The following is a 13,841-nucleotide window of genomic DNA, read 5'->3' as shown; positions in this document are numbered from 1 at the left end:
TTATTGGACGGGAACAGCGTTGACCGAAGCACCCGGATAAGCCAGTTAAAAACGCTTAAATCGCAGGTGCTTACTTATTAAAAAATATTAAGTCTTTGAATTTATTAGATTGAAATTAAAAATGAGCCTTAGCTCTTCCTTAAGCAGGCTCATTGGGCTAGTAAGCTGTGTTAATTCTGAACATCGACCTCCTGGCCATCGGTCAGCCGCTCAGCACCTCGCACCGCGACTCTGTCCCCGACAGTCAGCTGGTGGCTGGGCTTGGGGGTGATGGCAACCAGCTGGCCCTGACCTTTGCCGACGGTCACCGGGATCTGCGTGGCGGTATTACTGGCATCGATTTTAACCACATGGATCCCCTGCTTGCGCAGGATCAATGCGTCACGATTGACCAGTAAAGCTTGTTCACTGGCTGCCAGCGGTACGGAGACATCCACCAGCTGTCCTACAGCCCAGTGTTGCTTGTGAGCGGAGTCATCCGCTTGCTCGAGCATCGCGCGTACTTCAAAGGTTTGGGAGCGCGGATCGGTGGCCGGGATCACGGCGCTGACACGTGCTATGGTTGTTTGTGGGGCGTCCAGGTTACCGGCACTGATCGGCAGCTGCTGGCCTGAGCGCACATAACTGAGGTATTTAACCGGCACATAAAGGCGCGCTTCAAGCTGGTGGATATCCACCAGGTTTAGTAACTCATCGGCCCGACTGACGTCCCGCCCTGCGCGGTGGTAGCGTTTGCTGACGATGCCTGAGAACGGCGCCGTCACGGTTGCCCGGTTGAGCTTATCTTCAATCACTCTGAGTTCGACTTCAGCCAGCGCTATATCGGACAACACCAGGTCATGGGCATTCTGTACTTTATCGACCTGGCTGGCCGCAGCGCTGCTGGTTTTGGCCAGCGCCATCAGGCGCGTGAGCTCTTGCTTTTGAAACCGTAAATTGACTCGGGCGCGTTTGAGCATTTCTTGCTGGCGGGCTTTTTCCAGCTCCAGCGGCAAGGTATCCATACGCACCAGCACATCGCCTTTGGCCACTTCTAACCCCGGCTCTGCGACATAGTGCAAGCGACCCGACACACCGGCTGTGATTACCATGTCACGCTTACCATGCAAGGTACCATTGACGGCCAGCTGACTGGTGAGCTGCCCCTGCGAGACGGGCTCAACGGCTACCGGCTGTGCTGCGTTGGCCAGCTGGCTAATGGTGACGGCGCAGGTCATCAGGACGGTGACCAAAGCACGTTTATATTGACTTACTAACATTGTGCGCTCCTACTGATTCGCGACCAGATTTAACTGAGGTTTGTCGTTATCGTTATTGTTATTGGCCTTAGGGGTTGGTTGATTGTCCGAACCAAGCTGTAACAGACTGGGCATCAGGACCAGGGTAAACAGGGCGCTGATGGCCATGCCGCCAACGATCACTGTGGCCAGACCACGATAGATTTCTGATCCGACGCCTGGCATCAGCATCAGAGGTAACATGCCAAACAGGCTGGTCAGGGTGCTCAGATACACAGGACGGGCACGCATCAGCACTGCCTGCTCAACGGCGTCGCGACGACTCATGCCCTGCGCCTGCGCATGACGAGTTTGATCGACCAGCAAAATGGCGTTGTTGACCACCAGGCCAAGCAGGATAATAAAGCCGATCATGGTTAGCAAGTCCAGCGACTGAAAGGTAAACAGGTTCAACACATAAAGCGCCATAACGCCTCCGGCAATGGCCAGCGGCATAACCAATAGCACCAGTGCACTGTCGCGGACTGACTTAAACAATGCCGTCATTAATAAGAACAGAATAAACAGCGCAAGGAAGAAGTTGAGTGTCATTTCTTCTATAGCGCTATTCATTTTTTGGGCATTGCCACCAAGGATCACGCCGGCCGTTTCTGGTAATTGCGCTTTGATCTTGGGCATCACTTGCTTTGCCAATATCGCCTGTGCCTGTTGCAGACTCATTGCTGCGGGTGGCGTGACTATGATACTGACTGTGCGGCGGCCATTAATTCTTTGCAGCTGGCTGGGTCCGACGGTGCGCGTCACTTGCGCCAGTTCACCGAGTGTCTGGATCCCGGCATCCGGTGTATACAGTGGCAGGGCTTTGAGTTCTTCCGGTGAGTGCCAGGGCTGTGCCCGTAAAATCACGTTCATCCGCTCATTGCCGTTAAAGTATTCGTTGATAAACAGGCCGCCGGTAAAGGCCTGCACCGCCTGCGAGACATCCTGACGCGTTAACCCAGCCTGAGTTATACGTCGGTCATTGGGGTACAGTCTGAGTTCCGGCTCTGACATATCCAAACGTGGTTGTGGTCGGGCGGTGGCATCAGGCATCGCCGTTTTTACGGCCTGCAACGCTACTTCAGCACCCGCTATCAGGTCGTCCATATTTGGCCCGGAAAGCTCAATATTAATGTTGCGGCCGTCACCCCCGTTGGCAATGTTGATCATTGAGCCCCGGAAAAAGAACACCTGGGTGTCGGGCAGGTCGACAAAGATTTCTTCCCGGGCTACCTGCATCAACTCCTCAACTCGCTGCGGGTCGGCAGAATAAATAAAGCCACCGGCGTTGGCACCAAAAATGTAAAAGTTAAAGTCTTTGATCCCCGGCTGCTTGTCACCATGATAGTAAGGCATCAGGCGGGCTCTGACGCGTTTTAGCAGCTCTTCTTCCATGTAAGCCATATTACCGCCAGGAGGGGTCACCAGGCTAAAGAAAAAGCCGTCGGTCGGAGCGCGAGGCATAAAATCGGTTTTGGGCAACATAGTTAATGTGACCAGCGCAGAGCCGCCAAGTAATGCACATACCCAGCTGAGCTGCTTGACTCGACTATTGGTCAGGCGCATGATCAAGGCGGTCAGCTTTTTCCAGTAACGCTGGTAGGGGTCGGTTTGTGTTTTGCTGTCAGGCAAGTAACGGTTGGCAACTGGAATAATGGTCAGGGCACATAGCATAGAGGCAACGACGGCGATGGAGAGGGTCAACGCCAAATCTGAAAACAATTGCCCCTCAATACCGGCCATAAATAAGATAGGCAGAAAGATGGCGACACTGGTGGCCGTAGACGCAAAGAGTGCACCGGCAACCTGACCGGCACCGCGCAGCGCGGCTTTATAGTCATCAAAGCCATTGGATTTCAGGCGGGCAATATTTTCCTGCACGATAATAGCGGCATCCAGTACGAGTCCCACGGCAAAGGCCAGCCCTGCCAGGGAAATCACATTCAGGCTACGATCGAACACGTTAAGGGCTAAAAACGCGACCATCAGAGACACAGGGATAGTGGCGGCAATGATCAGCGTGGTTTTTAGCCCGCGGAAGAATAGCCAAAGAATGGCCAGGGACAATAAGACGCCTAACCCCAGATTACTCTTCACCAGTAACAAAGCATTACGTATATGGATAGAGGCATCAAAGCTGAGCTCGATGGCAATACCCGCTTCGGGTAGTGGACCGGCGTTGAGCTCGGCTATTGCCTGGTTGATGCCATCAAGCAGGGCAACCGTGTTGGCCCCATTGGCCCGGGACACGGTAATGTAATAGGCGGGCTTGCCGTTACGGCCACTCATCGCCCGGCGGTCGGAGTAGGTTTCGGCAACGCTGGCAACATCACCCAGATAGATGGGGCGCTCTCCCGAGTAGCCAATGCGCATTTGCAGCATGTCTTGCAGGTCGTATTGGCCGGTAAAGCGCACTGTATATTGACGCCGACCTACATCGGCAAGACCACCTGAGGTATCTCTGGAGCTGGTCAGAGTCTGCCTGATCTGACCTAAGGAGATCCCAAGCGCAGCAGCCTTGTGAGGGTCAAAGGTGATCCGCAGCTCCTTTGGCCGTTCACTGGCGAGGTTGACTCGGGCAACGCCAGGAATACTGGCCAGACGTGGCTCGACGAGTTCTTCAATGGTTTTCTGGAACTGTGCCATATCCAGATCCAGGCCATCGCCCTGGTAATTAAGTGGGGTGACCAGCAAGGAAGCTGCATTGGGCCCCGCCGGGCCGCCATTGCCTCCGGCGCTGACCACCGGATCTATGGCGTCAAGGGGCAGTGGTGGTGCTTGATTTAGGTTGGTCAGTACATCCAGCATGGCCTGCTGCATGTCGGTACCGACCGCAAACGTCAGGGAGATAAAACCATTGCCACGGTTGATGGTGGTATTAACCTCCAGTGCGCCGGGGGTATTTTTAACGGCGCTTTCCAGCGGTTCAATGATCACTGATTCTATTTCTTCTGGTGCCGCTTCCCGCCAGCCAGAGAATATGGTTATTTGTGGTTGTTCTATATCCGGCGTAAGTTGGATCGGTAACTTAAAAATACTGAGTATGCCAAACAGTATTAGCAGCACCAGGATCACCACGACAGCGGCGGGGTTTTTCAGTGAATTGCGTGTCAGGTTCATAACAACGTCCAAGTGTTGAGCTTCACTGTGCAGTTTAATGAAATGACAAAAAACTGCTACTGGCAGGTAATGCCGTGTTTTTGAAATTCACGACAAATCGCAACATATTAGCGGTGATTGACCATATCGTAATACCTTGTAACGATTTTGAGGGTTTAGACATATTTATCATCGCTAAAACCAGGCAAAAGGTGAACGTTTTTTCAACTCGTTTGGCCCTGCTCGCTTTGCTTACTGATTACGCCTGCTAAGTCTGTGGATCATTCATTTGCTAATCCAGATCAGGAAATGTCATGAAAAAATCCATGAATTGACTACTTTTTGACAATAATTTCGGGTAAGCTTCGCGCGCATTCGCGCGGACGCTTGGATTTTAGCTAATCAGTGGTGTGCCGGACGAACAAAAATGAATTGAGCTTAGAAGGAGAGTTGAGATGTTTGTTGCGTTAAAGTGGGATCATCAGATAGGTGCCCATTTTGTTTCCTGGATTGTGGTTGAGTGTTCGGCCGTAAGAGAAAAGTTTGGCTTACCTCAGGCCTTACCACCGCGTCGTGATGTCGCCTATTTTGTCGACCCCGCCACCGCTGAGGAAGACGCAAAAGCGTTTGCTGACTATAAAAATGGTGTGAGCAGTGTTGATACCTGTGGCGACTACGCCCCTTATCTGTCTGATCATCATGGTTACTGCCACTACGCCTGGGATCACACCTATCTGGAAGAGCTGGTAAAGCACGCTGTCCTGTACTGGGAAGATGGTAAACACACTCGCCCGGAACCGGTTCGCGATGATGTTGCTTATTTTGCCTGCCCCAGAGACTCAGAGGAAGATAGCCGTTTCTTTGCCCAGTATAAACTGCAAACTTCGACACAAACACTGGCACGTTCTGCATAATGACATTGCCCGCCGTAGAGGCGGGCTTGCATATTTTTCTATTGGGCAGCGAGGACATCAGCGTTTGTAAAAGCTGGGTAGCCAGAAGGTTTGAAACGATTCAGGTTAGTCAAAAAGCGGCTGTCTTTGACCGGTAAGGTTGCTGAGCCATAATCATACTGGTTTAACTTATCGCGCAATCCCTGATTGTCTATGCCATCTCCGGACATTTCGTACCAGCTGATTATCGCTGGCGTCACAAAGCGATTGTATCCGTTCTCAGCCACTTCATTCGACTTGGCGAAGCGAAACGCGTGGGTGAGGATCCCGTCTTTGTGATAGACAATTTTCAGGTGACCATTTTCAAAAGGCAGCTCGTTAGCGGGTTTAGTGTATAGATCGCCATGAGCGCTGTAACTACCATGAGTGACTACGCCATCTTTGGTCCAGACTGCAACATACTCCCAGTCATGGCGGTGTCCACCGCCGAAGTAGGGGAAAACCTGATCTTTTTTAAAGTACATTGCATAAAAATGGCCACAAAAACGACCCAGATCTGTTTCTGCACAGGCATAGCGGTGAACGGTATTAGAGGTATTCAAAAACTGGCTGTCACGGCAACTACCGCCAAGACTGCCCGAGGTTTTAAGGCCTGCATTTTGCTGGCCGGTACGGCTGATCCCTGCGCTGGGCAGACAGCCGTCACCGTCAAAATCGAACACCGGCTCGGTGGCGTTGATCACATACCCTGCAGGTACTGCTTCATCGAGTGCGGCAAAATCATTTGCCAGAGTGCTGCCATGAAACAGACCGACAGCCGTCAGGCAAAGGGTGAGTGCACGAGGGTTGGATGTTGTCATAATTATTCCTTACATCATAAGTCGTTGTCATTGTGAGGCGACAATATGACATAAGGGTAAATGGTATGTGAAGTATTTTGTGCTTTTTAAGTTAATTGACTTCGGTGTCTAACTTTTTAGCAAAATCGGCCTGGACTATTTCCAATGCGGCCAGCACTTGCTCTGCTGGCACTTCATTTTGCTCGAGTAACATGATTAAGTCGACAGCCAGTTTAATGTGTTCGGGTGCCTGATCTAAGGTATTTTTCGTCATGGTTGAAATTGTTTCTTTTTAGCAATTTGTGCCAGTGCATAGTCAACGGCTTCTTTTACACGTGCTTCCATTTCGGTTCTTTCGTCGGTTGGCAGATAGAACTCCATGTCTACGTCGTAGCGGATGTAGCGCGCAGGCAAACGGTTTAATGCGGTACAGCAAAGATCAGCCATGACATCTTCATCATACTTGTGGTCCAGGCCGCGTTCCTCAATATTTTCGAGCACAATCTTCTCGTAATAATTGTGCAGATCATCATGAAGTTTCATTGTCGTGCTCCATTTTGAAGTTATTGTAATTGTACAACATAAACCACCTCTGTGGTTAATGCTACTGGCAATTTTAAAATGGCTGTTGTGTCTATGTGGAACGGTTATTTTCAGGGACGCGGCAGGTTGAAATGTTCCGGCCAGACCTGCTGCAAGGCGATAAACAGTTGCAGATGTACATCGACTAAGCGGCTAACATTGCGCTGATAGCCACCACCGAGTGCAGCCATCAATGGAATATGGTGTTGCCTGGCATGGTGCAATACCTTGCGGTCTCTGGCCTGAACCCCTTCGAGGCTGATAGCCAGGTGCCCCAGTTCATCGCGGTGGTAGATGTCGGCGCCTGCGTTATACAGTATGATGTCAGGTTGGTGGAGCCGGGTACACAAGCCCAAAGCCTCATTCAGCGTCGCGAGGTAAGTGTCGTCTGAGCAGCCAACAGGTAAAGCAAAGTCATAATCGGACTGACGTTTTAGCTTGGGAAAGTTTTGCTCACAATGCAGCGAGCAGGTTACTACCTGAGGGTCCTGGGCTAGAATTTCAGCACTGCCATCACCCTGGTGCACGTCGCAATCCAATAGCAATACCGTATCGGCTTGGCCGGTGCGAATGAGGTGTCTGGCGGCAATGGCTAAATCGTTAAAAATACAAAAACCCGCGGCCGCGTCGCTAAAAGCATGGTGATAACCGCCGCTCAGGTTTGCGGCAAAGCCATACTCCAGCGCCAGTTGGCAGGCTTCCAGCGCGGCCCCGACTGAGCGCAAAGTACGCTCAACCAGTTGCTCCGACCAGGGAAACCCCATGCGTTTGATAGCGCTGGCTGAGAGTGTGCCATTAACAAATGCGGCCACGTAGTCGGGGTCATGGCATAGAGTGAGGTCTTCCTCTGAGGCGACCACACTGGGCTGGGTGAGCCTGCTTGCACAGGGGGTCTGGGTGAGCCTTTGATAAAGCAGGCGATATTTCTCGATGGGGAATCTGTGTTTTGGGGGCAAGCACAGGTCGCTGTAGCTGGGGTGGTAAAACAACATAACGTGGCGCTTATCCTGTTCAGGAGCGGGATTGCTTTTCTTGTTGCTGAATTTTATCTTCGGTTGCGCTGATGGCTTTACGACAACGTCCCAGTCGCCCATGCAGGGCGAGTATTTCTTTATTCAGCTGAGCGGCTTGCTCGGGAGATGCTTTGATCAGCTGATCCTGGCGTAGTGAGATCATTTCCTGTAAACGGCGTTCAAATTCATGGTTTTGCGACAGCTCCTGGTAGAGCTCATGAGACGGCTGCATGATTTTTTTAACGGCCTGACGATACACTTTCGCCTTTTTGTGGGGCTGAAACCGGTTTTCTTTGGCCCAGACAGGGGTGGATTTAAGCACTTTAATAATGGCTTCGATCTGCTCACCAATGTGCTCTACCGCATATTGTAGCGCATGCCGCTGCGACGGCGGCGGCAAGTGTGCCAGTGCTTCTTGCACTTCGTCTACATAATCACTGAGTTTCAGGCTTTTGCTGCGAAACACGTGGCTGTCAAACAGGCTTGGTTGCGACTGAATATAGCGGTTTTTATCAAACCATTTCGCCTTATCAAACTGTTCGGCGTGGTGCTGCAGCTCAGCCACGCGTTGTCTGAGTTTATCCAGTGGCAGACTCATACCATATACGCCTCAAAAATCAGTTTTGCGGTTAACATGATGACCACGGCATTAAACAGGGGTTTGATCAGCCGACTGCCAAACTTAATCGCTGAGTGCGCGCCAAGCCAGGCGCCGAGCATCAAGAATGCGCCCATCGTCACCCCCAGCAGGAAATTGACATGGCCCAGTGCAACAAAGGTGATCAGCGAGATAAAATTCGAGACAAAATTCATCGAGCGGGCCAGGCCACAGTTGAGCAGCAGGCTCATTTTATACAGCATGTCATTGGAGGCAGTCCAGAAAGTACCGGTACCGGGACCTGCCAGTCCGTCGAAAAAGCCCAGAGACAGACCCTGCAGCCACTGCTTAACTTTAAGTGAGCCGGTTTTTTTGGGCAGGTCGATGGAGTCGCTGTGGCTCATTTTGCCAAACAAGCTATATAGCGCAACCAGTAATATGATGACCGGGATCAGCTTATTGAGAAACTCGATACTCAGCGAGTCTACAAGTAAAGTGCCCAGCGCAGCACCTATGGCGGTGGCCAGCACGGAGGCTGCCCAAAATCTGGGGTTAAACAGGTTCTGCTTGTAATAGGTAAAGCTGGCGGTTAAGGAGCCAAAACTGGCAGCCAGCTTGTTAGTGCCCAGTGCCATATGAGGCGGCAAGCCTGCGGTGAGCAGTGCGGGCACTGTAAGCATACCGCCACCGCCGGCGATTGCATCTATAAAGCCTGCGGCCAGGGCAACTGTACATAATAACGCCCAGGTAGCTGGGTCTAAAGCAAATTCGAGCATGGATCAGTCTATTCGTTTGGCAAAGGGTGGCAGCGTGTCCAGCATCGCCTTGCCGTATCGTTTGGTAACCAGGCGTCTGTCAAGAATCGTGATGCGGCCAGAATCCGTTTCTTTACGCAGCAGTCTACCACAGCTTTGCACTAATTTCTTGGCGGCGTCCGGCACTGTGATAGATAAAAACGGATTACCACCTTTCGATTGGATAAATTCGGCCTGGGCTTCTTCTACCGGAGACGTCGGTACCGCAAAAGGGATTTTGGTGATCACCAGGTTTTCAAGATATTTGCCCGGCAGGTCGAGCCCTTCAGACAAACTTTGCGTGCCGAACAAAATGCTGCCCGCACCCAGGTCAATGGCAGCGCGGTGACGTTTTAGCAACTCGTCACGTGACAGCTCGCCCTGTACCAGGATCTGCCAGTTTTGTTTGCGTAGTTTGGCAACCACGTGGTCCATTTGCCAATAAGAGGCAAACAACACCAGGTTGGCCTTTTTCTTGTCCAGATAGTCGGGCAACGCTTCAGCCAGATAGTCGCTGAATGCCTTATCGGTGGGCTCCGTTTTGGTTTGCGGGATATGTAACTGGGCCTGCTTGGCATAATCAAACGGCGAGTCGGCCTTGATGTATTTTACCCCTGGCTCATTACTCAGTCCGCTCTCTCTGGCGAAGTGGTCAAAGTTGCCCATGGCGCTCAGGGTGGCTGAGCACAAAACGGCGCCGGCACATTCGCGCCAGAGGTTATCCTTGAGATAAAAGCCCACTTCGATGGGACAGTCACATAACAGGTAATCGTGGTGGTGCTTGTAATCCAGGCGTTTTATCCAGCGAGCATGTGGTGTGCCTTCGCCTTTTGTGGCATAGCTGAACCATAACTTGTTAAGCTGCTCCAGGCGGTTAATATACTGGCCGCTTTCTGCCAAAATGGGATCAGCCAGAAAGCCCTGCACATCGCCATCGTTGACATCCAGAGTCAGCGCATCATGCATTTTGCTCAGCGCACGCAGCGCATCCTGCGTGGCATCCGCGATGTCTTTGGCACGCGCTTTGAGCTGCTCCGGCACTTCACCGTGTAAAAAGCGGTGGGTGTCATCGTCATTATAACTGTAATCCGACTGGTCGAGCATGTCTCTGACTTGACGTAACACTTTGCCCGCATCATTGGCGGCGTCGTTGAGTTTAAAATTTTGCCCGATGGCTTTTTGTGAAACCACAACGTTGGCCATTTTACCGCTGAACTTCAGCAGTTTGTCGAGCCATTCTATGGTGCCTTTGATGGTTGCCGCAGCGGATGAAAAGTCGCGGGTGATATGCGGTAAATGGTGCGCTTCGTCGATCACATAAAAGGTGTCTTCGGGGTCACTCAAAATAGTACCGCCGCCGAGCTCCAGATCGGCCAGTAACAGGGCGTGGTTTATCACCAGCACATCCATTTGGGCAATTTTTTGTCTGGCCAGATGAAAAGGACACAAGTTATGAGACTTCATTTGTCGCTGGCAGGCATGCTTATCGCAGGCGATGAGGTTCCACACTTTATCGGGAATGGTGTCTGCCCAGCTGTCTCTGTCGCCTTGCCAGCGCTTTTCCTGATAAGCTTTTGCCAGTGCTTGTAAGCAGCGCTGCTCCATTGCCGACAAAGGTGAGCTGGTTGTTGGCATCAGGGACAGTTGGGTTTCTTCGCCACTGACGGCTGCCAGCAGTTTTTGCACGCAGATATAGCGCTGGCGCCCTTTCACCAGGTCAAATTTAAAGTCGAGCCCGGAATGTTCTTTAAAAAAGGGCAGCTCTTTATTGAGTAACTGCTCCTGCAGCGCAACGGTGGCGGTTGAGATGATCAGTTTTTTCTTTTTTGCCAGTGCCATGGGCAGGGCGCCCAGGCAGTAAGCCAGCGATTTACCCGTACCTGTGCCGGCTTCAATCACGCAAATACGCTGAGATTTGTGATAGTCGCCCCCCAGGGTTTTAGCTATTTCTGCCACCAGATAGTTTTGTCCGGCACGCGGGCGAAAGCCTTCGAGTTGTTCAGCTATGTTGGTGTGCGCCTGACGGATGGTTTTTTTTAGAGAATCTGACAGCATGTAGGATCGCTTAAGCAAAAAAGTATGGATATAATTACAGGTATTCTATTTTAGGCGGGGATCCCCTTTGGCACAAGCGGTATATCAGGGCTTTATCCTGTCACGACAACAAATCCACCTCAACAACAGGCTGCACCTGTGCTACTGGCTGAAATCGAGTGAAGGATTGCTGAAGGTGATCACGCAGCCGCAACAGGCAGTCTTATTCATCCGCACGGAAGACGCCGCAAAGGCGCAACAGCGACTCTCTGCGTATCTTAAGGGCATTGAGTTCAGGTCGCTTGCGCTCAAGCACTTTGATCAGTCGCCGGTCACAGGGCTCTATTGCCGCACATTGAGTGATTACTATCAGTGTAAAGAACACTTGTCTGACTATATCACCTTATATGAGGCAGACATTCGTCACGCAGACCGTTACCTGATGGAGCGTTTTATACGCGGTGGTGCCTGGGTCACAGGCCATGCGGTAAAAAAAGCGGGATTCATCGAGATCCAGCAAGCGCGTTTAAAACCGGCACCCCAATTTGTGCCTGAGCTGTCCATGCTGTCGCTGGATATAGAGTGCAGCGGGGAAGGGGTGTTGTTTTCCGTCGGTCTGGTCTGCCAGACTCAGCGGCGCGTTATTATGATAGGAGAGCCACAGGCAAGTGATGTCGATGTGCGCTGGGTCAACGATGAGCTATCGTTATTACAGGCGCTGGTAGAGGAGCTGAATCGTCTGGACCCGGATGTGATCATCGGCTGGAATGTGATTGAGTTTGACTGCGCGGTGCTTCATGAACGCGCTGAAGCCTTGGGGGTGACACTGAGTGTGGGTCGTGATGGTAGCCCAATGCAGGTATCAAAGGGCAACTTTACCCGGGTCCTGATCCCGGGTCGTGTGGTGCTTGATGGTATAGATACCATGAAAAATGCCACGTATCATTTTGAAACCTTCAAGCTCAGTTATGTTGCCCAGCAGGTGCTCGGAGAGAGTAAATTGCTCACTCAGGATGACCGGCTGGAGGAGATCATCCGTTTATTTCACCATGATAAGCCAGCTCTCGCCCGTTATAATCTGCAAGACTGTGTACTGGTGTGGGATATCTTTATAAAGCTGTCTTTACTGGAGTTTGCCATTGCCCGAACTCAGCTTACGGGTCTGGAGCTGGAGCGTATGGGTGGATCGGTGGCGGCATTTACAAACTTATATCTGCCTTTATTACATCGCAGTGGTTACATTGCGCCAAACCTGGGGGAGCATGGTCTGACATTCGACAGCCCCGGAGGTTATGTAATGGATTCTCGGCCCGGGTTGTATCAAAATGTACTGGTGCTCGACTTTAAGAGCCTGTATCCCTCAATTATTCGTACTTTCCATATTGATCCCATGGGCCTCATTGAAGGGCTCAGGGCACCCGAGGAGGCCATCCCCGGTTTCAACAAAGGCGCGTTTTCCAGAGCGCATCATCATCTGCCTGAGCTGGTTGCACAGTTAGCACAGGCCCGGCAGGAGGCCAAGGACCGGGGTGACAAAATGCTGCAACAGGCGATTAAAATCATCATGAATAGCCTGTATGGGGTGCTGGGGTCTCGGGGCTGTCGGTTTTATGACCCGCGTTTGTCGAGCTCAATTACCCTGCGTGGCCATGAAATTATGCAGACCACACGCCGCTGGATAGAAGACATGGGCTATGAGGTTATCTACGGCGATACCGACTCAACCTTTGTCTGTGTGCCTGAGTCTCTTAGTCCCGAGCAGTGCCGGCAACTCGGTGAGCGCCTGATGAAGGAGATTAACCAGCGCTGGGCGCAACATATTGACAGCCAGTTCAGTCTGCCTAGTTATCTGGAGATTGAGTTTGAAACCCATTACAGCCCATTCTTTATGCCGACTATTCGTGGGCAGGAAACAGGGTCTAAAAAGCGCTATGTCGGTCAAGTACAAACAGAGGAGGGGACCGAGTTGGTGTTTAAGGGACTGGAAACGGTGCGCAGCGACTGGACTGAGATTGCCAAAGCGTACCAGCAGGCGGTGATCCGGGCCTTATTTGATAATGAAGATGTAATAGCGGTGACCGAACAATACATTGCATTGATAAATAGCGGGCTGGTTGATGATAAGCTGGTCTATAAAAAACGCCTAGGCAAGCCTCTCAATGCCTACGTTAAAAACATTCCACCTCATGTCAGGGCAGCGAAAGAGGCGCACAGCACCGGGTCCAATAGAGCGCTCGGTAAGGGGAGTCAGGTTGCCTACTATATTAGTACAACAGGCCCCAGGCTGGTACAGGGGGGATTGACTAACCCTGATTACAGCCACTATATAGAAAAGCAGATCTTACCTATTTATCAGATGCTGCCGGAAGTTGATCTGGATGCTATCACTTTACATGGTCAGCGTACGCTGGATCTGTCCAGTGATTTGTAAGTGCGTGCAAGCGGTTTTTTAGCTGCTTGTAAGCAAATTTCATTTTCCGCTTATTTCCCGCCCATTCCAACAAAGTTATGTGAAACAGGGCTTTGTTTGAATGTAAACACACACTAACAAATTTGGTAATAATTTGTTTTACTCTCTTTTTTAGCATAAAAAACCAGCAAACAGACTGAATTTTAAAATATTTTTTTTAACTTAAATGCGACTTGCATTTTTTACCTTATATTGGTCCTTGTGTCTTTTGCATACAGCCTGGTTGTGAATTCAATTAAAAA

The 13,841-nt window shown here is 51.1% G+C and carries 11 protein-coding genes; 2 read left to right on the top strand and 9 right to left on the bottom strand.

What is annotated here, in order from left to right:
* Positions 1-170: 170 nt before the first annotated feature.
* Both C3B51_RS01045 and C3B51_RS01040 read right to left on the bottom strand, forming a co-directional pair.
* Positions 171-1,259: an efflux RND transporter periplasmic adaptor subunit gene (locus C3B51_RS01045; protein WP_125716255.1), complete on the bottom strand. Its 1,089-nt coding sequence runs from the start codon at positions 1,257-1,259 to the stop codon at positions 171-173.
* Between the two features lie 9 nt (positions 1,260-1,268).
* On the bottom strand, positions 1,269-4,397 hold the full coding sequence (locus C3B51_RS01040) for an efflux RND transporter permease subunit (RefSeq protein WP_130243875.1): 3,129 nt from the start codon (positions 4,395-4,397) through the stop codon (positions 1,269-1,271).
* Positions 4,398-4,831: 434 nt separating this feature from the next.
* Between C3B51_RS01040 and C3B51_RS01035 the strand changes: the two genes are divergently transcribed.
* Positions 4,832-5,290, top strand: a complete 459-nt coding sequence (locus C3B51_RS01035; protein WP_125716257.1) for a hypothetical protein — start codon at positions 4,832-4,834, stop codon at positions 5,288-5,290.
* Positions 5,291-5,328: 38 nt separating this feature from the next.
* Here C3B51_RS01035 and C3B51_RS01030 read toward each other — a convergent pair whose 3' ends face one another.
* The 7 genes from C3B51_RS01030 to dinG all read right to left on the bottom strand — a co-directional run bounded on the left by C3B51_RS01030 (position 5,329) and on the right by dinG (position 11,150).
* Positions 5,329-6,129, bottom strand: a complete 801-nt coding sequence (locus C3B51_RS01030) for an NPP1 family protein (RefSeq protein ID WP_125716258.1) — start codon at positions 6,127-6,129, stop codon at positions 5,329-5,331.
* A gap of 91 nt (positions 6,130-6,220) precedes the next feature.
* Positions 6,221-6,382, bottom strand: coding sequence for a YbaM family protein (locus tag C3B51_RS01025; protein WP_125716259.1), 162 nt, complete (start codon positions 6,380-6,382; stop codon positions 6,221-6,223).
* Entirely contained in the window at positions 6,379-6,651 is a 273-nt protein-coding gene (locus tag C3B51_RS01020; RefSeq protein WP_125716260.1) for a late competence development ComFB family protein, read from the bottom strand. Before C3B51_RS01020 ends, C3B51_RS01025 begins: the two co-directional genes overlap by 4 nt.
* A 110-nt stretch (positions 6,652-6,761) precedes the next feature.
* The gene (locus C3B51_RS01015) at positions 6,762-7,682 is read right to left on the bottom strand and encodes a histone deacetylase family protein (protein WP_130243874.1); all 921 of its coding nucleotides are present in this window, start codon (positions 7,680-7,682) and stop codon (positions 6,762-6,764) included.
* A 19-nt stretch (positions 7,683-7,701) separates the two neighbouring features.
* Positions 7,702-8,301, bottom strand: coding sequence for a primosomal replication protein (locus C3B51_RS01010; RefSeq protein ID WP_046005732.1), 600 nt, complete (start codon positions 8,299-8,301; stop codon positions 7,702-7,704).
* Positions 8,298-9,077 (bottom strand): TSUP family transporter, encoded by a 780-nt coding sequence (locus tag C3B51_RS01005; protein ID WP_130243873.1) that lies wholly within the window; start codon positions 9,075-9,077, stop codon positions 8,298-8,300. Before C3B51_RS01005 ends, C3B51_RS01010 begins: the two co-directional genes overlap by 4 nt.
* Before the next feature lie 3 nt (positions 9,078-9,080).
* Entirely contained in the window at positions 9,081-11,150 is a 2,070-nt protein-coding gene (gene dinG, locus C3B51_RS01000; protein WP_130243872.1) for an ATP-dependent DNA helicase DinG, read from the bottom strand.
* A gap of 67 nt (positions 11,151-11,217) precedes the next feature.
* Here dinG and C3B51_RS00995 point away from each other — a divergent pair, with 67 nt between their 5' ends.
* Positions 11,218-13,560: a DNA polymerase II gene (locus C3B51_RS00995; RefSeq protein ID WP_130243871.1), complete on the top strand. Its 2,343-nt coding sequence runs from the start codon at positions 11,218-11,220 to the stop codon at positions 13,558-13,560.
* The last annotated feature ends 281 nt before the right edge of the window (positions 13,561-13,841 follow it).

This window comes from Pseudoalteromonas rubra, assembly GCF_004212645.1.
GTDB lineage: Bacteria > Pseudomonadota > Gammaproteobacteria > Enterobacterales > Alteromonadaceae > Pseudoalteromonas > Pseudoalteromonas rubra_G.
Note: the sequence above shows the minus strand (reverse complement) of the source record. Positions and strands in the feature narration are given on the sequence as shown.